Annotated in this window: 26 protein-coding genes and 1 pseudogene; 15 read left to right on the top strand and 12 right to left on the bottom strand. The window is 58.2% G+C overall.

Annotation, left to right across the window (positions count from 1 at the left end):
* Positions 1–200 precede the first annotated feature (200 nt).
* Both ABVK50_RS29405 and ABVK50_RS29400 read left to right on the top strand, forming a co-directional pair.
* A complete protein-coding gene (locus ABVK50_RS29405; protein WP_353646239.1) occupies positions 201–644 on the top strand; it encodes a hypothetical protein in 444 nt (147 codons plus the stop codon).
* A 391-nt stretch (positions 645–1,035) separates the two neighbouring features.
* Entirely contained in the window at positions 1,036–1,536 is a 501-nt protein-coding gene (locus ABVK50_RS29400; protein WP_353646238.1) for a hypothetical protein, read from the top strand.
* A 231-nt stretch (positions 1,537–1,767) separates the two neighbouring features.
* Here the strand turns inward: ABVK50_RS29400 and ABVK50_RS29395 are convergent, their stop codons facing one another.
* Positions 1,768–2,346: a hypothetical protein gene (locus ABVK50_RS29395; RefSeq protein WP_353646237.1), complete on the bottom strand. Its 579-nt coding sequence runs from the start codon at positions 2,344–2,346 to the stop codon at positions 1,768–1,770.
* An 86-nt stretch (positions 2,347–2,432) separates the two neighbouring features.
* Here ABVK50_RS29395 and ABVK50_RS29390 point away from each other — a divergent pair, with 86 nt between their 5' ends.
* Positions 2,433–2,942, top strand: coding sequence for a hypothetical protein (locus tag ABVK50_RS29390; protein WP_353646236.1), 510 nt, complete (start codon positions 2,433–2,435; stop codon positions 2,940–2,942).
* Between the two features lie 241 nt (positions 2,943–3,183).
* On the opposite strand, the gene ABVK50_RS29385 is transcribed toward ABVK50_RS29390, so the two are convergent.
* Positions 3,184–3,765 (bottom strand): recombinase family protein, encoded by a 582-nt coding sequence (locus tag ABVK50_RS29385; RefSeq protein ID WP_353646290.1) that lies wholly within the window; start codon positions 3,763–3,765, stop codon positions 3,184–3,186.
* Positions 3,766–4,009: 244 nt separating this feature from the next.
* On the opposite strand from ABVK50_RS29385, the gene ABVK50_RS29380 reads away from it, so the two are divergent.
* The gene (locus tag ABVK50_RS29380) at positions 4,010–4,888 is read left to right on the top strand and encodes an RNA ligase family protein (RefSeq protein WP_353646235.1); all 879 of its coding nucleotides are present in this window, start codon (positions 4,010–4,012) and stop codon (positions 4,886–4,888) included.
* Between the two features lie 60 nt (positions 4,889–4,948).
* Complete coding sequence (locus ABVK50_RS29375) at positions 4,949–5,233, top strand: hypothetical protein (protein WP_353646234.1); 285 nt, start codon at positions 4,949–4,951, stop codon at positions 5,231–5,233.
* A 72-nt stretch (positions 5,234–5,305) separates the two neighbouring features.
* Here the strand turns inward: ABVK50_RS29375 and ABVK50_RS29370 are convergent, their stop codons facing one another.
* The 4 genes and pseudogenes from ABVK50_RS29370 to ABVK50_RS29355 all read right to left on the bottom strand — a co-directional run.
* Positions 5,306–5,533, bottom strand: a complete 228-nt coding sequence (locus tag ABVK50_RS29370) for a hypothetical protein (protein ID WP_353646233.1) — start codon at positions 5,531–5,533, stop codon at positions 5,306–5,308.
* Between the two features lie 2 nt (positions 5,534–5,535).
* A complete protein-coding gene (locus ABVK50_RS29365) occupies positions 5,536–5,721 on the bottom strand; it encodes a DUF3606 domain-containing protein (protein WP_353646232.1) in 186 nt (61 codons plus the stop codon).
* Positions 5,722–6,114: 393 nt separating this feature from the next.
* Entirely contained in the window at positions 6,115–6,486 is a 372-nt protein-coding gene (locus tag ABVK50_RS29360) for a hypothetical protein (RefSeq protein ID WP_353646292.1), read from the bottom strand.
* A 27-nt stretch (positions 6,487–6,513) separates the two neighbouring features.
* Positions 6,514–6,707 (bottom strand): annotated as a pseudogene (locus tag ABVK50_RS29355) (hypothetical protein); the annotation flags it as partial.
* Between the two features lie 424 nt (positions 6,708–7,131).
* Here ABVK50_RS29355 and ABVK50_RS29350 point away from each other — a divergent pair.
* Both ABVK50_RS29350 and ABVK50_RS29345 read left to right on the top strand, forming a co-directional pair.
* Positions 7,132–7,332, top strand: coding sequence for a hypothetical protein (locus ABVK50_RS29350; RefSeq protein ID WP_353646231.1), 201 nt, complete (start codon positions 7,132–7,134; stop codon positions 7,330–7,332).
* Positions 7,333–7,361: 29 nt separating this feature from the next.
* The gene (locus ABVK50_RS29345; RefSeq protein ID WP_353647063.1) at positions 7,362–7,805 is read left to right on the top strand and encodes a hypothetical protein; all 444 of its coding nucleotides are present in this window, start codon (positions 7,362–7,364) and stop codon (positions 7,803–7,805) included.
* Positions 7,806–8,128: 323 nt separating this feature from the next.
* Here the strand turns inward: ABVK50_RS29345 and ABVK50_RS29340 are convergent, their stop codons facing one another.
* On the bottom strand, positions 8,129–8,392 hold the full coding sequence (locus ABVK50_RS29340) for a hypothetical protein (RefSeq protein WP_353646229.1): 264 nt from the start codon (positions 8,390–8,392) through the stop codon (positions 8,129–8,131).
* A gap of 96 nt (positions 8,393–8,488) precedes the next feature.
* Between ABVK50_RS29340 and ABVK50_RS29335 the strand changes: the two genes are divergently transcribed.
* The 7 genes from ABVK50_RS29335 to ABVK50_RS29305 all read left to right on the top strand — a co-directional run bounded on the left by ABVK50_RS29335 (position 8,489) and on the right by ABVK50_RS29305 (position 11,514).
* Positions 8,489–8,680 carry a hypothetical protein gene (locus ABVK50_RS29335; protein ID WP_353646228.1) on the top strand — a complete coding sequence of 64 codons (192 nt, stop codon included), beginning with the start codon at positions 8,489–8,491 and terminating at the stop codon, positions 8,678–8,680.
* Positions 8,681–8,701: 21 nt separating this feature from the next.
* The gene (locus ABVK50_RS29330) at positions 8,702–9,106 is read left to right on the top strand and encodes a hypothetical protein (protein ID WP_353646227.1); all 405 of its coding nucleotides are present in this window, start codon (positions 8,702–8,704) and stop codon (positions 9,104–9,106) included.
* A gap of 25 nt (positions 9,107–9,131) precedes the next feature.
* The gene (locus ABVK50_RS29325; protein WP_353646226.1) at positions 9,132–9,431 is read left to right on the top strand and encodes a hypothetical protein; all 300 of its coding nucleotides are present in this window, start codon (positions 9,132–9,134) and stop codon (positions 9,429–9,431) included.
* Position 9,432: 1 nt separating this feature from the next.
* Positions 9,433–9,669: a hypothetical protein gene (locus ABVK50_RS29320; RefSeq protein WP_353646225.1), complete on the top strand. Its 237-nt coding sequence runs from the start codon at positions 9,433–9,435 to the stop codon at positions 9,667–9,669.
* Between the two features lie 67 nt (positions 9,670–9,736).
* Positions 9,737–10,027, top strand: a complete 291-nt coding sequence (locus ABVK50_RS29315; RefSeq protein WP_353646224.1) for a hypothetical protein — start codon at positions 9,737–9,739, stop codon at positions 10,025–10,027.
* A gap of 3 nt (positions 10,028–10,030) precedes the next feature.
* Positions 10,031–10,735 (top strand): SOS response-associated peptidase, encoded by a 705-nt coding sequence (locus ABVK50_RS29310; RefSeq protein WP_353646223.1) that lies wholly within the window; start codon positions 10,031–10,033, stop codon positions 10,733–10,735.
* Positions 10,736–10,980: 245 nt separating this feature from the next.
* Positions 10,981–11,514: a thermonuclease family protein gene (locus tag ABVK50_RS29305; RefSeq protein ID WP_353647062.1), complete on the top strand. Its 534-nt coding sequence runs from the start codon at positions 10,981–10,983 to the stop codon at positions 11,512–11,514.
* A gap of 688 nt (positions 11,515–12,202) precedes the next feature.
* Here the strand turns inward: ABVK50_RS29305 and ABVK50_RS29300 are convergent.
* Together ABVK50_RS29300 and ABVK50_RS29295 are read right to left on the bottom strand one after the other, a co-directional pair.
* Positions 12,203–13,228, bottom strand: a complete 1,026-nt coding sequence (locus ABVK50_RS29300; RefSeq protein WP_353646221.1) for a dienelactone hydrolase-related enzyme — start codon at positions 13,226–13,228, stop codon at positions 12,203–12,205.
* Positions 13,218–14,831 (bottom strand): hypothetical protein, encoded by a 1,614-nt coding sequence (locus ABVK50_RS29295; protein ID WP_353646220.1) that lies wholly within the window; start codon positions 14,829–14,831, stop codon positions 13,218–13,220. The genes ABVK50_RS29300 and ABVK50_RS29295 overlap by 11 nt, the downstream gene beginning before the upstream one ends.
* A gap of 109 nt (positions 14,832–14,940) precedes the next feature.
* On the opposite strand from ABVK50_RS29295, the gene ABVK50_RS29290 reads away from it, so the two are divergent.
* Positions 14,941–15,324 (top strand): hypothetical protein, encoded by a 384-nt coding sequence (locus ABVK50_RS29290; RefSeq protein ID WP_353646219.1) that lies wholly within the window; start codon positions 14,941–14,943, stop codon positions 15,322–15,324.
* A gap of 61 nt (positions 15,325–15,385) precedes the next feature.
* On the opposite strand, the gene ABVK50_RS29285 is transcribed toward ABVK50_RS29290, so the two are convergent.
* The 3 genes from ABVK50_RS29285 to ABVK50_RS29275 form a co-directional block, all read right to left on the bottom strand.
* Positions 15,386–16,309 (bottom strand): serine hydrolase domain-containing protein, encoded by a 924-nt coding sequence (locus ABVK50_RS29285; RefSeq protein ID WP_353646218.1) that lies wholly within the window; start codon positions 16,307–16,309, stop codon positions 15,386–15,388.
* 51 nt (positions 16,310–16,360) lie between these two features.
* The gene (locus ABVK50_RS29280; protein WP_353646217.1) at positions 16,361–17,044 is read right to left on the bottom strand and encodes a Type 1 glutamine amidotransferase-like domain-containing protein; all 684 of its coding nucleotides are present in this window, start codon (positions 17,042–17,044) and stop codon (positions 16,361–16,363) included.
* 170 nt (positions 17,045–17,214) lie between these two features.
* On the bottom strand, positions 17,215–18,168 hold the full coding sequence (locus ABVK50_RS29275; RefSeq protein ID WP_353646216.1) for a DMT family transporter: 954 nt from the start codon (positions 18,166–18,168) through the stop codon (positions 17,215–17,217).
* Positions 18,169–18,202 lie beyond the last annotated feature (34 nt).

The following is an 18,202-nucleotide window of genomic DNA, read 5'->3' as shown; positions in this document are numbered from 1 at the left end:
GTGACTCGTCCGAGATCACCATTCAGGCGACCGGGTTGCCGAACACCTTCGTGCCAGAGCGGAACTTGGGAACTTGCATTTCTGGACTTTGCGGCCGCTGTCGCGTTCCGGCTCTACCCTGTTCAGATGATGTTAGTTCTTGCGACAAATTGACAATTTCGAGCAGTGCCTCCAGGCTAGTCGATATTCTGGAGGGGGAGATGGCTGAATGCGTCTTCTGCGGTGACATCGCAGGCACCGCTATCAAAGTGCCGTATGGATATCTGCCGGCTGTCGGCGACCGCTATCACGATAGCGATGTTCTTGTCGATTTGCCTAGCTGTGTCGAGTGCAGCGAAATCCTATCTGAGGTATCTTTCGGCTCGATTGAGGGAGCCTCTCGGTATCTTTCATCGGTGTATCGCGAAACATACCATCATTGGCTTGGCGATATGCTCTGGACAAGCCAGGAATTGCGAGAGCTTGGATACAATCTCAGCTCGACAATCGAGCAATCTTATCGCGTTCAATTAGAAGTAAAAGCCCGCGTAGATCACTGCGAGAATGTTGGCATATTGGGTCCGGCTATCCCTGACGAAATTCTAGATGACATAAATTATGCGCTCTCGCTTTTGGGTGCCGGGCCTGGGCGATCCCCGAAATAACGTGATCGCCCGCATCGTAGATCCGTAGATCGGGCCGTTGGTCATGTGGCTGTTCCCGTAGCGATCGACCTGCATTGTGATCGATCCCGAGGCGTAGGGGCAACTAATCCTCCCCTGCCAGATTCCGGAACTTTTTGTCACTGCCGCCGGGGCGGCGTAGCCCTTCTCGACCGGCTGACGCATCACTGCGAAATTGTTAAGACAGGAAACGATCCTGGCGCACAGTAATCGAGATGGGTTGGGAGGTGGTAGGCTGATTAGGGCCACCCACCCTTCTCGCACTTCAAAGCCCGATTTCAAATTGGACCCATTTAGGGGACATTGTCGCCAGGTTCCCAGCAGACACTGCTGCGGAAATGGGTTACTCTGACAGTTCTACTGGGGGGTGAACATGAGACGAGCTACAACTGTATCGGTTGCGCTCTTGCTCGGTGTTTCGACGGCAGCGCATTCCCAGGAAGCGCAGGAAGCATTCACTGAACATTTGATCCATCAGCTTGCATGCAAGCACGCCCCTGACCCCACTGCCACCCTACTCTATTTGAACAAATCCAAACGCATAAACCTTGACAGGGGCGAGGGTGCAGACAGCGAGACCTGCTGGGCGGTTCGGCCTCCGCTAGAGGTGAAGGGAGCTACTTTCACCCATATTTGCGCCTCGGCCGAAGACCCGCTGTTGCTCCATCTTTTCCCTCGCCTCTACTGGCGCGGCCCGGGCACTTCGGCGGGAACAGGTTTGCGACTGGTCTCTGACGAAGAGACCATAACAATCAAGGACTGGATCAAGCGAACGATTACCGCTGACGAGACAAAACTTGAGGTCGGCGAACCGACATTTGTTAAAGGCATGACGGAAATTTCCTGCAACAGCCTTAGTTTCCCGTATCAATGACGGCCACCACCGGGCAAACGATGAACCTACGGCGTGGTTTCTGGCGGCTGTGGATTGTAATCTCCGCTTTGGGTCGCGCTCATCGCGCCGCTCGTCCTGCTGATCCTCGGTGCTGTGATTGTCTGGGCATTCAGCGTCTTCAAGCGAAGCGACTAGCGCCGCTCCTACGTTGGCGGCACACTTTTTTCGGTAGGTGCGTGCAATCCTTCGAATCAGTCGGCACAGAAGGATTCAGCCATGAAATACGATGTTAAAGTCCACGCCCGGAAGATCGCAAATCTGCGTGAAACGGTTGAACGTTACTACATTGTCGAGGTGAACTACCCTAACGAGGTGGACAAACGGGCTATTGCCCGCGCGCGGCAGGACGGCGACATAGACTTCATCAAAGTCATGCGTAGAAGCTGCATGGCGCGGTGATCTATCGCGACGCGCGGCAGACATTAGGGCGAGCAGCATCACGATCGCATTTAGACTAAATGGCATCGGTTCGAAGGCCGCCTTCGTCAGGTGGTATATTGTTTCGTGATCACTCGGAGTTTCGAGTCTGATTTTTTCATCTTGGCTAGCTATTACGGGCAGTTCGGGAAGAAATTCAATCCTCCTGCGAAAGGCCGCTTTGTCCGCTTCATGCCGGTTCAGATCGACGGCTGCAATTTCCGCTCTCATATGCGTGGCCCAATAGGATTGCCATTTTAATTTTTGAGCCAGGCCCGTAAGCTCGGCGCGGTGAAGTATATCCACAAGAGCCAGGGCAGGTCGAAAAGCGGAAGAGCGCCCCTCGGCTGGATCGCGCACAAAGGCGGTCATTGACGCTCAGGCTTTAACTCTCCTTGCGGAGTAAGGACAAGGCGGCGATAGTCTGCCGAAGTGTTCTGCGGGGAGGGGGCATATTATTGGGCAACGCGACATTCGAAATCGTCAAGTCAACCAAGGCAGGGCTAGCGAGCGACGAGAGCCTGCTAGTTGTACGAAACGGTACCAGCTATCTGCGGATCCTTGGGCAGGAGCCTCGGTGGGAGTTGATGACGGCTACAGCCAGCGAGGATGATGGCTGCGTGAAAGTCTGTGGTGACAGACGTCGACTGATCGAAACTGCAATTCGGCTTTGCCTGGCACTAGGGTTCAACGCGCACGAGACAAAGGATCGACTTGGCAGAGACTATGTAAAAATCTGCAGGATCGTCCGTGAGCGCGACGATGAGGACCTCCGCGATGTTCTCTTCAGGACTGTCGAGAGGTTCTTCGATCTGTTCGACGGGCCGGGCGAACAAGTCACCGGCGGAGCAGATGATATGATCGACCTATACGAAGCCATTTCATCGGGCGGCGATGGGGAGGATGTGTACCTTAGCGACGGTCTGTGGTTGAGCAGTGACGGATCGCTCCATCAGCGAGGGAGGTAGTATACCCCGCGCCCTGGCTTCGAGCACAGGGTTATCGAGTGCCCGCTTGGGCCAGAAGCGGTCCTCACAAAAGCGAAGCGCCACCGGCAGCAATGGGGGTCGTGAACGGAACGGCGGCTATCGCCTCCGCAATGCCCAACAGCTGACTATCCGGAAATCGTGCCCGATCCAGTCCTTTGTCACGGGTGCCAAGCGTCAGATTTTCGCCACTAGCCCTTGAGATCCGCGTCTCCACCCCCGTTCACTTCACTAGTTCCTTCGATCGGGCCCGCGCCTGAGGGAAGTATTGGTAGAAGGTGACGCGGCTCACTCCCAGGCGGCGGGCGATATCAGCTACCGAGATATCTCCGGCCGCGAGCATGGCTTTTGCAGCTCTCATATCATCTTCAGTGAGCTTGGGTTTTCGTCCACCTTTGCGACCGCGGGCGAGAGCCGCCTTGAGCCCTTCCATGGTCCGCTCACGATTCAGGTCCAGGAAATATTCCGCCATAGCACCGTGCATCTGTAGAGCGAACCGGCCGTGTGCAGTCTCGCTGTCGAAGTGCTCCGTCAGGCTTTGGAACTTGATGCCGTCCTGGCGGAGCTTGTCAATTGTTCGCATCATTTCGACAAGGGAGCGACCGAGCCGGTCGAGCTTCCACACCACCAGAACGTCCTGCGGCCGAAGATAGGCGAGGGCGGCCTCGAATTCCGGACGCTTGCTCCCCGCCTTACCGGACTTCTTCTCCTCAAAGATTTTCTCACATCCGGCGCGCGTCAGCGCGTCTCGTTGCATGTCGAGGTTCTGGTCTGCGGTTGAGACGCGGGCATATCCAATTAGCATGTAAGGATAGTGCAAACACAGCGTTTTCCTGTCAATAGATTTCCTTACACATTTTCCGTACGCAATTGCCGCTCTTCGTCGCCTCAATAAGCGCGGTTCTCAAATGTGTAAGGAAAACGGTCGATTTGCAGACACAATGCCGTGCAGGCCGCGACCGAACCTATAGCCTCCACTGCATAAGCGCGGGGCTTTTTTCTATCAGAGACTCCTAAAATACGAATCAACTCACTAGATTCGTAGATGCATGAGTAAGCGTTCTGTCGCCGGATCTCGGCTCGAGTTCATTCCCCCGCAAGTCCCGACCCTGGTGGATAAGCCGCCCGAGGGCGATGAATGGATTCACGAAGTGAAGTTCGACGGTTACCGTGTCCAAGTCATCGTTCAGGACGGCATGGCGCGCATCTTCACCCGCAACGGCCACGACTGGTCGGCAAAATTCTGGCCCATAGGTCTAGCCGCTCTGGCGCTGCCATGCACTTCGGCCATCATCGACGGCGAGGTCATCGTCTGCGACGAGAAAGGTGCGTCTGACTTCAATGCTGTCGGCCGGGCAATCCGGTCGGATCCTGGCAGTCTTTGTTTCGTCGCCTTCGACCTGCTCCACCTCGACGGGACCGATCTTCGCGCCAAACCGCTAGTGGAGCGCCGGCGTCGGTTGGCTGACATGGTGAAGGGCAATGCCAAGATACAGTTCAGCGAGGCATTTGAGGGGCACGCGGCGGCGATCTTCCGCGCTGTCGAGGCAATGGGACTCGAGGGGATGGTCTCGAAGCGCGCCGACAGCCGCTACCGCAGCGGGCCGTCGAAGGTATGGCTCAAGACGAAGTGCTTCGTCGAATCCGACTTCGAGCTGCTCGGCGTCGTCCGTGAGCCGGGGCAGGCTCCGCAAGCCCTGATGGCGACGCCAGACCGGAAGTATGTCGGCAGCGCCATCGTCGCGCTTAAAGGCGCGATGCGCGACCGACTATGGGATAGGGTGAAGACGAGGCCTGCGCCGGCGCCGAAGGGATTCAGGAACCCCGGGGCGGAATGGACCCAGCCTGGCATGGTCGGGCGCGTGCGCTTCCTGCGGGGCGAAGGCGGGCTGCGCCACGCCACGCTGAAAGAGGTGCGAGAGGATTGACCCGGGCCCCGGAACCGCTGCTCCTTTGAGGCATTGAAGGCTGATGCAGGAGCGATCCCGATGAGCATCATGCAGGACCTCTACCACAGCGAGATCAATGTCTCGGTGTCGTGGTTTTGGGATGGCGGCATTGAGGTGAAGCTCGGCGATCCACTCAATGGCTTCGTCGCCGAAGATCGCGTTCAATATTGGGGCCAGGTCGAACCCTGGCTGCGCGACAGGGCGATCGAGCACTTCCCCGATAGCCTGTTCGCCCGGATGTATCGGGATAAGCTTAGCGTCCGGCTCATACACCGCGAGCCGGCTGCTTACGACATCGGTGACTGGCGACCAAGTTCGGGCTAGAATTTTTTTAGCCGCCAGCCTCGTCCGGTACGAGCAGGTGATGCCACCTTGAAAGAAGTCCACGAGGAGCATTCAGCTTTGGCAGATGATCTTCGAATAGAAGGTCCCGCTTTGATTGTAGGACCGCAGATGGCGGAGTGTTTCGTCATCGTCCATCGTGTCACCCCAACTGCCGACGATCTCAAGTAATTCGCGCGGGGCGTCGAGCGCTGCTAACGCGGTGCACAGCTCGCTAGCCATGTCGATCCTGAAGGTTTCCGGATCAATTTCCTTACCCAGAACGATCTCATCTTCGATCATGGTCAGCCCTTCAGCTTTCTCGCCTCTCGCTCCAGCGTCTCGCGGTCATTGCCGAAGCGCTCGATGAGGTCTTTGGCCTCGGCCGGCGAGATATCGAATTTGTCGGCGAAGTCGCGGACCTCGTATTCCTGCCCGCCGGCGACACGAATGCGGTCCTGCCCGCCGGTCTTGCTCTTGTCGTCCGCCATTGAGCTCTCCCATGGTTTTCACACCTAACCGGCCGGAGGCTCCGTTGGTTCCTTCCAACACTTTCCCCCTGCTGCCCGATTTGTTACCGAGGGAGAGCAGGGCCGGGAGGCTGGAGCTCATGAAAGACGCGGCCGAGCAGTTCTGGCGGAAATTTTGACACTGGCACGAACTATCTCTGTCGCCAGAAAAACGGACGCTTTTCTTGCTGGTCGTGCTTATTCTCACCGGTCTGCGCACAGTCTCATCAATGTGAGCCCGTCGCACATATTCCGAGCCCAATCTCACCGAATTCGAGCCGAAGCGATTTTACAGTCGCATTTAATCTGAGCCGAAAATCGCGATGATCTCGCGCCCGAGCCTGGATAATCTCAAGCCGCTACACCTAGGAACGGTCAGCGCTCGTAATCGTCGCGGATACCGCGCCCTGCGTCTCGGCCAGTCGATTTGTCGGTTCCACGCGATCGCTCTGGCTCGTGCGTGGGGCGAGGCGTTTGCGCCTCGCGCGCCGATTCTGGCGGACGGTGCTCTTCGGCCGGCCTTGCCGCCTGCTGCTGCGATTGGGTGATGCGGACTTCTTCAAGCCGCTCGTTTAGCAGGTTGTTGATCTCCTCGCGGGCACCGGCAAGGTCCTCTTTGTCGGCGTCGTTGGCAAGCGACGACCCAATGCGGTCGAACGCCTTGTTGGCGCCGGCAATGGCGCGGCGCAGTTCGACCGGAGTTAGCGGCACGGAAGGCGCCAAGGGTGCGGCTGATCCCTCCCGCATCACTTCGGCGGGCCTTCCAAGCTGCGAAAAATCGGAGCGGGCGGTGAAGGCGATTTCCTGATCGTTGCCGGGGGGCGAGCGGCCAGATCAGCCCGATCGGCGGCAACGATGCCGTTTTCAGTTACAAGAACGGCCACGCGGTCATCGTGACCGATGACCTGGCCGACGACGCGCTCGCCGGCCCTCGCTGTGCGTACATTGTGAAGCAGTGGGTTTTCGCCTTGGGCGGACAGTGTCGGCGGCGTTGGTCTTGCGGACATTCTTTTCCGAGATCGTCAGCTTGTTCAACGGCACCATGAAGGTTTCGGTTTCAGCAATAGTCATGGGGATTCTCTCCTTTCCCGCGAAGCGGTCTTGCTCTTGCCCGAAGGGGCAGGAGCCCCGCTCCTGCTCCCGAGCAGTCGGCGACCCGACCGGGGAGAGGGGGGCAAGGCGACAAATCGGAGGGGGATCACCCGCCCGAGGCGAAGCCGAAGGGGCGGCGCCGATCCGCGCATGCGGATCCGCGCGGATCCTGCACGAAGCGCGACCGGAGGTCCGTCGGAGGAAGGACGGGGAGACCGATTTGTCGCCTTGCTGGGGAGAGGGGGCAGGGCCTTCCTTTCCCCTCTGGCGGTCGAAAAGTTGATACTATAATATCTTTCCATGAGCGACGCCCAAGAGATCGCGGATGTGTATTTCGAGGAGCTGCGCGCACGCGCGGAGCGCGACGGGATTGAGGCTGCCTTGCGAGTGGCAGCGATGACGCTGGCATTTTATCAGGGCAGCGCCAGCAGCGGATTTCATCGGCAGCAAGGACCCTTGCTGGTCACGCCGAAAACGGAACTGAAAGGGCCGGAAGAATGATGGATGGCAGTGTATCGAGTTGCGGGCGAGTGGTCGCCGGAGCCGGAATCGTCGCGATGCTGGCGCCAGGAATGGCGCTCGCGCAGGCGAGCAACCCGATGTGGCAATCAGGATACAACTGGACGTGCGAAGCCACGGCCCGCACGATTTGTGATCGGGATGGAACTTGCAAGGTCGACGGTGCTGCCGGAGCGAAATTCGAGATCGAATATGAAAACAGCCGCGCGCTGTTTCCCGAAGGGACGGTGAAGATCAAGCGTCACTACAGACAGACGGTCAATGACAGCCCGCTCCAAGCGGAGGTGAAGGTGGAGCTCGCGGACAATCGTGTCTTGTGGTTGACGGCGGTCGATGCGAGCCGAACCTATTCGCAGGCCTGGACCGGAGCGATTGTCGAACCGAAAGGGGGCGTCGTCCTCTCAATCACGCAAGGCGTCTTTTGCCTGCCTGAGACGTCGGGAACACCCAAGTGATGACACAGCCCGTATTGACGCGCCGGCAGCTGCGGCAGCTCCAATGGTGGGCCGAAGAGCGCGCAAAATCGCGGCGAGGGACAGTGCCTTGCATGGCTTGCCGTGGGGTCGGGTTGCGGGCTGTCGAGAATGATCGTGATGCGGCGATTGTCAAGAACGGTATCGGATACGCGGCCGAACCATGCCGCCGATGTGCCGGCATGAAGGTTCTCCGTGCTTAGCTGTCGCTGCAAACAAGAACTGCGGATGATACCAATGCCGATCCGAACGCGGCGATCGAATGATTTCAATTGGACGGGACCAATTCGCGTAGTGTTTCGCCCTCAGTAAGAACCGCCCCGAGCCCTGGCCAAGTTCTCGTTGGCCGGTGGGGTGAAGGCCACCGTGACTCGACGGCTTCTGCAGCGAGGACAGAACAACCTCTCGGCGAGCATGCCGATGGGAAAGCCAGGCCCTTTCGCTATGACAAGCGTGTCCATGTCGAGCTCGACGCGGTAGCCGCATTCTCGGATCGATTTCATGCCGTCGCGCTTGCCCCAGGCGCACCGCATGTGCACCCGCCAACCGAATTGCAGCGTCTCAATCATTGCCTCCAAAATGAGGAAAATGTTCCTCGCCAGTCAAGGGCCGCTTGACTTTTGTTCCCATTTTGTTCTTACTTCAAGCGGGATAGGAGTAGGGCCATGAGGCACGAACGCATTGATCCGGAATTCCCGCTAATGAAGATCTCGATCCCGAAAGCCACGCCCGACGAGCTGCAGCGTGGCTTGGATGCCGCAATTGCCGTATTCAGGCGCGCCGGTGTCGATCCCCAAGATGCCGCTGACGGCGTCAGCATTCGCGAAGGCTGGGACATCGCCGGCTTTTCGGACTAGTTCGACATTTCCGATCAGGAAATGGAGGCCGCTGCCATATGGGACGCCGCCGACACCGCCGCCGTCGATGCCGCATGTGCGGGATGGGATGGAAAAGGCAAGCAGCGCCCGGAAAGCGCTCACCTGCAGCTAGTCACCAGTCCGGCGACGCAGCTCGTCGATCGCGACACTGCGCTTGTCATGCTCCGATCGCGCGTTCGGGACGCGGACGATCAACGCGAATTCCTCGATAGCGCTGTTGCAGACCTCGCCTGGGTCGTCGCCGCAGATTTCGAAGATCAAGGGCGCGCGCGTGAGCTGGTCAACGCCGTGACAATCGCTTTTACGGCGCTCGAGCTGTCAGATTTCAGCCCCGAGGAGCCCATCGAACCAAAAAGGCAGGCCATTTTGACCGCGATCGATGCCCTGGAGCAGGCAACGAACTGAAACAAGCCAACTAGCGGAGACCACCATGCCCAGCGAGAGAGATGAATGGCTCTTTGAGACCGCTGAAGGCATTCTGGAAGAGTTGTGCGAGAACGGATATTTCGGAAGCGGCCGCCCTGAAGACCGGCTGGCATACGAGCTGGATTTTCGTTCGAAGGATGATCTGACCGAAGAAGAACGGGCGCTCTATGACGCCAAGATTTTGCCGGTGCTGAGGGCCTGTTTCTACGATCCGGATTCCGTTGATCTCGTCTACGACGGCCTTCGCCGGCTGCCGTGGCCGGACCCGACGGCGCAGCCGGATCTGTTTCAGGCCGTGCGATGAAATGCAATCCCCAAAGCCCGCCACCGAACCGGACGATGGTCTGGAGCGCAACGTCGACACCGTCATCGCCTCCTGTGACGGAGATGCTCGCGCTGCGGTTCGCGCGCTGATTGTTCAGGTCGCCTATCTGGAGCGCGAAATTCAATATTTCAGGGTTGCCGTTTCGTCGGGCTTCAGCAGGCAATGGCACCATAAGAGATGGCCGGTGGAGACAGATGCCAGCGAGACGAATGGGTGAGCTTTCCTATGCAGCCATCGACCGCGCTTATCCCTATCAGGTGGCGCTGCCGGATGATGTTTGCGTCATGAGCAATCTCGCGCTGATCATGAAGTTTTGCCAGGCGCGGGGGTGGACCTATCGAACGCGCAGCGTCACTTCCATCTGGCCGAACGGAAAGCAGGAGAACTATCGGCTTCATTGTTTCGCCGACCTTGCATCCGCAAGGGCCTTCAAGGATCATTTCGGTGGTACGCTGTTCGACCCCAAGCGCGACCGGGAAAATGGCCGGGCACGGGGAGCATGGCGTCGCCACGAAGAATGGCAGCGAATTCTCGAAAGCGGCCCGCTAAGCGTGCCGGATATTTTGCGGAACTAGCGCATGTGCGGTCGTTACACTCGATATCTGCCCTGGTCGGAAATTCATCGGCTCTACCGTTTGACGTTGGATTGGGAGAAGCATCGCAACGATGCGCCGGCCTACAATGTCGCACCGACTGAGGAGGTCCCCTTCATCACCATCGCTGAGGACGGCAACCACAAGCTCCGCCAAGGCAGATGGTGGCTGGTGCCATACTGGGCGAAAGAGGTCCCGAAGTTTCAGATGTTCAATGCGCGATCGGAGGAGGCAGATGCGAAGCCTGCATTCCGCGACGCGTTCAAATCGAAGCGCTGCCTGGTCCCGGCCGACGGGTTCTACGAATGGACGAAGAGCCCTGCCGATGGTGGCCGGGACCCCTGGTACATATTCCTTGCAGACCACCGGCCGTTCTCATTCGCAGGGCTCTGGGCGTACAATTCGACCCTGGACATCACCAGCTGCACGATACTGACGGCGCCGGCCGAAAATCCGATGAGCAACCTGCACGATCGCCAACCCGTGATCCTCGATCCCTCGGCCTACGATGCATGGCTGGATCCGGCGACGCCGGTGAACGAGGCCAAGGCACTCCTCAGCCAGACTCTCGATGGCGACTTGGAATTCTACCGGGTCGACCGCCAGGTGAATTCGAGCAAATTCAAAGGCGGTGAAGAGATGATAAAGCCGATCGACATGGCTTCCGAATACGGTCTGTTCCCCAAATGAGCGACGAACCCTCCTCGCAGCCAGCGCCTGTCGCTCGTCCTGTAGGGATATTCGAGCACTAATGCGAACACCAGGGCTGTACGAAATGGGGTGGTTGGGGATTTCCGCGAGGCAAGCAAACGGTCTGGTTCTGCTGGGAGCACCGTGGTGATGCCGGGAACTGAAGCGGACCCGCGCATTTTTGAGCGACTGCATCAATGGACTGTTCGGGGATTTCAGGCAGAATGCTCTGTTCGGAGGGGTGTGTGGGCAACGTTGTCGGATTCAGGAAGCGAAGAAGGCCGAGAAGCCGCAGACGCGGACTGCTCGAATCGCCGTGGCTGATCCCGGCGCTCGTGGTCATGGCCGTCGCTGGTTTCTACGGTCGCGACGCCATCTCCGGCGTTACCGGCCTTGGACTGATCTCGAACCCTACGGCACAAGCTAGCCGCGTCACTTTCCGGGAATGCTACACTTCGCTTGATCGCACCTGCGTCATCGACGGAGACACGATCCGGCTCAAAGGCGAGAAGATCAGGATGCTCGACATCGATGCGCCTGAGGTCCGAGACTACAAATGCGCGAGCGAGAAGGAGCGCGGCGATCGCGCCACCCTGCGGCTTGTCGAGATCCTGAATTCCGGCACAGTAACGGTCGTGCGAAAGGGAAGTCGGGATGTCGATCAGTACGGCCGCAGCCTTCGCATCGTTCAGGTCAACGGCAGGTCCGCCGGCAGCATATTGGTCGCCGAAGGCCTGGCCAGACAGTGGTCAGGTAAGCGGAGGCCGTGGTGCCTCTGACCGTCCTTCATCCAGCGTGATCGGCAGCCCTGCCCAGGGCGGGACTGCGTTCGTGGAGGGCAGGGCAGCGCGAGGGGAGGAAACGGCCTCGGCGAAAGGGTTGGAACATCAAACGAAAATCGCTATATTCAGTTCCGGAGTGGGAGCGAGCCTTACGGCCCGCCCCCGTTTCCTAGAGCCAGAATTGGACCCGGATTTGGAGTTGCCAGCTCGTCCGGGTCCTCTTCACATCTAGGGTGATGCTAAGTGGTAGAAACCACATAAGATCACCTCCGGTTCGAAGGCGAGGCCGTCGCCTCGGTCGGGGTGGCCTATCCTCCCCGAGCGCGCCGCTGGCCCGGCGCTGCTGCTTCCGCCTCGAAAACAGATCGGTACAAGTTGTCGCGTCTCATGCGTTGGTGCGCCCAAATGCCACCGTGGCTTGGCAAGGTTAAAGCTTGGTTGAAGTGCTTGCGACGTGATCCCGGGGAAACACGGTTTCCCGCGGGCTTGCCCAGCCATCGCTGAAAAATCAGCAGCGAAAGCTTGACACGTACATCAATTAAAGTACAACAATCAACGGTAGCAGGAGGCGACATCAGGTCGGAATCCGCGGCCGCAAATGGGGGTCAGTTCCGGCTGGGGGCGAAATGACACTCTAAGGCCCCTACCAGAGAATTTGCTGGTGAACTGACGGCCAACGCCAAGCTCATGCTCGCCGGGCCGACTTGTCAGCACACGACAGAAACCGCTTTAAGCTCAATCCGGCCAACAAAATGTAAGGCGGCATAGCGAGCGAATAGTGACCACAGTTTAACTCCAATATTTTTGGCCGGGCTCCGGCGTCCTTCAGCCTTTGCATGAACCTCTCCGATAGCTCTGGCAAAACCACTTTGTCTCTCTTAGCCAGCACAAAATGAAGTTCGAGATCAGACCGTGCCAAGCTATGCGCGTAATTCTTCAAGTTAAGTGGAGCCCAAGCCCTTCTGAGATCGGTCAGGTCAATCTCAGGCTCAAGACTATCACGTATCGATCGTGTCGCGCGACCCGTCCAAACCATATCCGCGAGACTCCCCGCCGTCAGAAACAACGAGGCTTTCGACACAGCAGAGTCGTGCGCCGCGATCACCCCTGCGACCCAGGAACCTAAGCTCATACCGAGAACCGAAATCTCTCGATAGCCCTCGCTTTTCAACCAACGTATGAGTTTTCGCCCATCCAACACTGCCTGCCTTACAGACTGGATCGTTCGACCGAGATTAGGGCCAAGCATATAGTCGGCGTGCACGGAGCCGGGACGGCTGCGTTCGAAGTGATAAGGCATAGCAATCTCGACAACCGTGATGCCACGCTGCGAGAAAAAGTTGGCAATCTGACGATTCCGGGCGCTTGCATTCCAATGGTGAAAAATCACCATCGCCTGATCGAACGACCCGCTTTCTGTGATTTTCGCCGAGACGACATTGTTCTGTTCGATATCAGTAGAAATGTCCGATGGAAATTTGAGCCACCCATCTAGCCGTTCAAAACCCTGATCACTCACACTCGGCTCATCGAAAAAGGCTGGATCAGCCACGGCTTGGTCCGCAAGGGCACAGAATTCCTCGATACTTGTTGTCTTATTCGCACCTGGAAAGGCGCGTTCCGCGTCAAGGACGAAATCCGTTGGTTTCTTCCCTTCCTCTCCGCGAAGGGCCCGGCGTTCGTCCCAACGATCGAGCCAACTATGAAACACTCTGATTGTTTCCTAACTCGCTCGCTCGCCAGCGGCCTAATCCTGGATTGAACAGGCCGTATAGTGCGACTAGCACTGAAATGGCCAGAAGGGTCGAAAAGCCGGCAAACGCGTCGATCAACAAGTAGCTGACAACAAGTAACGCTACGACCGCCGACATCTTCCACAAAGGCGCATGAAATCGACCTCCGACACCTAATCGGATGGAGCCATACAGAAATACAAAACAGGTCGAAATAACGATAAGAAGGCTGCTGTAATGCGTCGGCATACGATAGCGGAACCCGGTGCTCACATCATCGCGACCTTGGAACGTCGAAGACATATCGCCGACCAACCACGCCACAATATTCTCACCACTGGATGCCAGATAAGAGCTTTGGACCTTCATCCAAAGGGCGACCAGAACCCCCAAAACAGTACACCGAAATACCCCACGCATCACTGTGAGGCCGGCTTCATTGAGCTCTTGCTGATGATCAACATGCGGCAGCTTCTTCAATCCGTCTCCAATTCTCCAAAGATCATGAACAACCGTATATAGCAAAATGAGACCTGCGAAGAAAAGATAAAACACCAGGCACATGTATAGGTAAGCGAGCCCCGTAAAAACGACTGTCTCGGGGACAGATATGACCTCCGGACGCACAAGAGCTATTTTTCCCCAATCGATGGCATAGTTGCCACCGCCCTTCATCAACGGGATCAAGGACACGCCGATCCATTGAAAAAGACCCGCGAACAGCAAGCAAATCAAAAAAACCGACCAATATGTGTACGAGGAAGCGTCAACGTTGCGCAACCAGGCGTCGTCGCTTTCCACCTGATCGCCCTGCGCGGCGAGCTTTCTGCGCCCCTCACTTTTCCAGAAGACCAGCAACTCTATAACGAAGAAGAAAAACAGCGGTAAGAACACCATAAAGTCGAGTGTCCAATTTGCGGCCCAAAGGAATCCAACCTGCTTAACGAGCCCGTCCGCTCGCTCGTAGGTGACGTTGTGGATACCAATGATGTACGACAGAAAGCCGAGGGCGGTCATGCCGGCAAACACCGACGCCGGTAAATTCAGGGGAGATCCGTGACTAAAAAACGCCTCCGATTTCCTCGCCAAACTAAAACGCCGCCTCGGCCCCTTGGCGTCAGTATCCCGTGTCAGCTCTGCCGGGGAGTCTGTCTCGTCATCGAAGGTCGCAGTCAGTGCCGTATCTGGAATCTCCTGTGCAACGCTGCTTCCGGCTCTCTTCCATTCTCGTCTCTTGGCCGATAACCGCGATTGCGCCGCACTAAGCTCCATCTGCCATTCGCTAGTTGCGACCGGATCATCGCATCCAAAAATCCTCGCCAGCCAACGAATGTTGGCAGTGCTAATTCCCTTCTCGTTCTCTTGAAACCAAAGCTGCACCGTTCGCAAATCGACCCCAACCCGGTTGGAATCAATCTGTGAAATCGCCTCTGCAAGAAGCTCGGGCGTCCATGGGCCTGCAGGAAACCCGTCTTTGCCCAATGGCCGACCCGCACCCGCCGCCGCCAATCGTTTGAATAATTCTTTGAAATCACTCCCGTCTCTGGGCGGAGCGAGAAATAACTTTCCGTTCCTAAACAATGACTTATAGGCTCTGGTTTCGTTCCGTTTCGCTTGTTTTCGTATCCTATCGTGCCCTCGTCCTTAATCAACGTTTTTATCAGTTCGATGCAACTAGAGGATGCGCGATATGGCTCTGGCTGTCGTAACGTTTAATGGTGAATGCCTTGAGGATCCTAACGCTGAAAGGCCGCTCATAGCGATAGTTCGACGACATCGTCAGTTGAGAGAGCAGGTGGAGCGTCTGTGTCGGCGGCTCGTCGAGTGCGAGACGGAAAATCGGTTCTCGGTGCGGCTCGAGATGCGACTGAACGAGCTCCTCGCCCAAGAAGAGCATGCACGGGACGAGATGCTTCGATTTGCGGTCGAAAGTATCGAGGACTGTGCTGCCAAGGCCGAGCACCTTCGCTGGTTGCTCAACGAGGGCGACAGCGGATTGGAAGACGCTGATTGGAATCTGCTTTTGCAGTCATTTGTCAATCGTACCGCGGTGGCAGCCGGCGCTTTCTCTTAGCGGGCGTGCGGACGCCAAGGTGCCTTTCGGAAAACAAAGAAATTTTCGGAAGGCGCCATCCTCACCGTCGCGAGAGGGTGGGGAGCAGTCCTTGCCCTACCCGGAGTGCAATCGACATTGCTTCAGCCTCTGCTGGCCCATCCGTGTCACCGCTTGTGAAAGTCGCAACTGTGATCGGAACGGCCAGATCGGGAAAGTGATAGACAGCGTTGACGCTGTGGGGACCGGCACCTGAGTGACCGATGGCTCTTGCAGCTTCCCCCATCAGCCCGGACATAAGCCCCAGACCATATCCGCATGCTGTCCAAGGCCTGCCAGGGACGGCATCGCCCAGGTCATGCCGGTTCAGCATTGAGCGCAGGGTTGCCGGTTTCAGAATCCACCCGCGCAAAAGGGCATGTAGTACCATGGCCGCATCCACCGGGGTGCCGATGAGACAACCGGGATAGACCCATCGCGGATCATACGTCCTCAAATCTGGCCAAAATACCTCGCTGAAGTCCGCGGGCGTGGCCGCGAGCCGAACCGACGGCACTGGCAGCGGCGCAAACACCATGTCCCTTAGGGTTGTCGCCAGATCGCGGCCGGTGATCTCTTCGATGGTCTCGCGGACGAGCATGTAGCCGACATTGCTGTAGGCCCAGCCGCTACCGGGCGGGAAGACGAGCTGATCGCCGCCGACTGCATCCAGCAAACGGTCGCGAGACCAAGGGGTGTCGTTGCGGGCGACCGCTTCATGGTACGTCTTCAGCGGGCCATAGTCCGGGAGGCCCGAACGATGCTGCAGGAGTTGCCGGAGCGTGTATGGTTTGTCACGGAGTTGCGCGTCAAGGTCGAGTTGACCGTCTTCGAATAGGCGAAGCGCACAGATCGCCATCACGGTCTTCGTGAAGCTCCACCAGGGAAACGCGGAGGACACCGACCCCGTGGAGTTCACCGCGCCATCGGCAGTAATCCAGGCGGAGTGGAAGGATGACTCGTCCATCGGATGACGATCGCGACATTAAGCCGGAAGGTCAACTTCCATGAGCGACGATCAGCGCGAAAGGGCAGCCAAGGTCATTTCTCTTACCCGCTCGACAGACCCATTGGAAAGCCAGAGCGGATCGCCAATGCATTCCACAACACCATGCGCGACGACGACCCCGTCGCCGTCCGGGCAAGCGATGATTGGCCTTGAGTTCCGTGTGCTGTAGGCGAGCAGGTCCGGCAGGTAGCTCGCCTTGGCTTGCACATGCGGAAAGAACTCGAACGGCACAAGATCGAGTGCTGCGCCATCCCTGACATCCTCGGGACTTCCGTCGCCGAATAGTGCGTCCACTGCAACAGTCGGGGTCATCAGAATGGCCCCCGCACTCGTGCCGACGAGAAGACCGCCGTCGTTCGCCCAGTTGCGCAACCTGCCAAGCATGCCGCTGCGCCGGAGCCGGGCGAGAAAGGCCGCGGTATTGCCGCCGGAAAGGTGGATCGCGTCGCATGCCAGCAAGGTATCCAACTCGGCGCTGCCGTGATCTCGGTCCAGATCGTAGAAGATGTCGAGGGCAAGGCCCTGCCGGGCGTAGTAGGCCCGCTTCTCCGAGTAGAACCGCAAGTTCGGGTCCGGTCCGGACGGAATATATCCAATGCGACGACCGCGCTCGCCCATCAGTTCGGTCAAACGAATGTCGACCTTTTCGTTGGCTGGGATGACCTGGTCACTGTAGAAGACGGCATTGATCATGAAGGAATTGTGGCGCGGTGCGGACCATGAGTAAACTGCGTCGCCGCTGACCGTAACGGGTGGAAAACGGTCGGGCAGCTTTCGGATTGGTTGGCGATGAAGCTGCCTATGTCGCCAATTGTAACTTGCCGCCCCTTATGGCCCCGATCACCGTGCTAAAACCACCGCTCTCACCTTGGCGTCGATGGCACTCTGCTTCGGATGCAGGCAACCATGGACCCGATGATGATCGCGGCGCAGATCACGGCCACGACCGTTACACGCTCACCGAGGAGCAATGCCGACCAGAGCAGCGTGAGCAGGGGTTGGATAAGATTCAGTTGGCCGATGCGCGCGATCCCGCCCACAGCGAGACCCCGATACCAGAACACCGAGCCGAGAAACATGCTCACGATGCCCGCATACCAGAAGCCAGCCCAGGCGGACTCGGGGATGGAAGCCCATTCGTGCTGCCACAGCGCAAAACCGAGAGGGAGGGCGGTGATCGGGGCCAACAGGATCATCGCCCAACACAGTGTCGTGGTGCCGCCAAGCTCCCGAGAGACACGCCCACCTTCGACATAGGCCATGCCGACACTCAGCATTGCGAGGACAAGCCAGCCGTCCGCCAGGGTGATGTGACCGCCGCCTTGATGGACCGCGAAGGACAGGACCGTGCCGACGCCGACGAGGCAAGCAATCCAGAATGCGGGTGGCGGACGCTCTCCGGCGCGCATCACAGCGATCAGCGCCGTGACGGCAGGGGCCAGCCCGATCACCACTGCCCCGTGAATCGCCGGAACTTGCTGGAGCGCGACAGCAACGAAGAAGGGATAGCCGACAGCCAAGCCGAAGCCCATCCAGAGAATGCCCGGCAGGTGCCGCTTTTCGGGAAAGCGCCATTGCCGTGTGATGAGGAGAGTTAGAATACCGAGAGCTGCGGCGATCTCGATCCGGGCGCAGGTGAGGATCAACGGACTGAAGGACGAGACAGCAGCCCTCGTTGCGGGCAGCGTTCCGCTGAAGGCAAGCACGCCCAAGCTCCCCAGAAGAAGCCCGTCCGACCACTGGCTTCGCGGCGTCTCCGGCTCCCCTTCGGGATTGGAAGCCCCCATCTCGGCCGACAAATCGTCCGCAACTCTCATTTCGACAGTTTTGCAGGGTAGGTCAGCATAGTAT

The organism is Mesorhizobium sp. WSM2240 (genome assembly GCF_040438645.1).
Lineage (GTDB): Bacteria > Pseudomonadota > Alphaproteobacteria > Rhizobiales > Rhizobiaceae > Allomesorhizobium.
The sequence above is the reverse complement of the archived record's forward strand: the minus strand, read 5'-3'. Positions and strand labels throughout refer to the sequence as shown.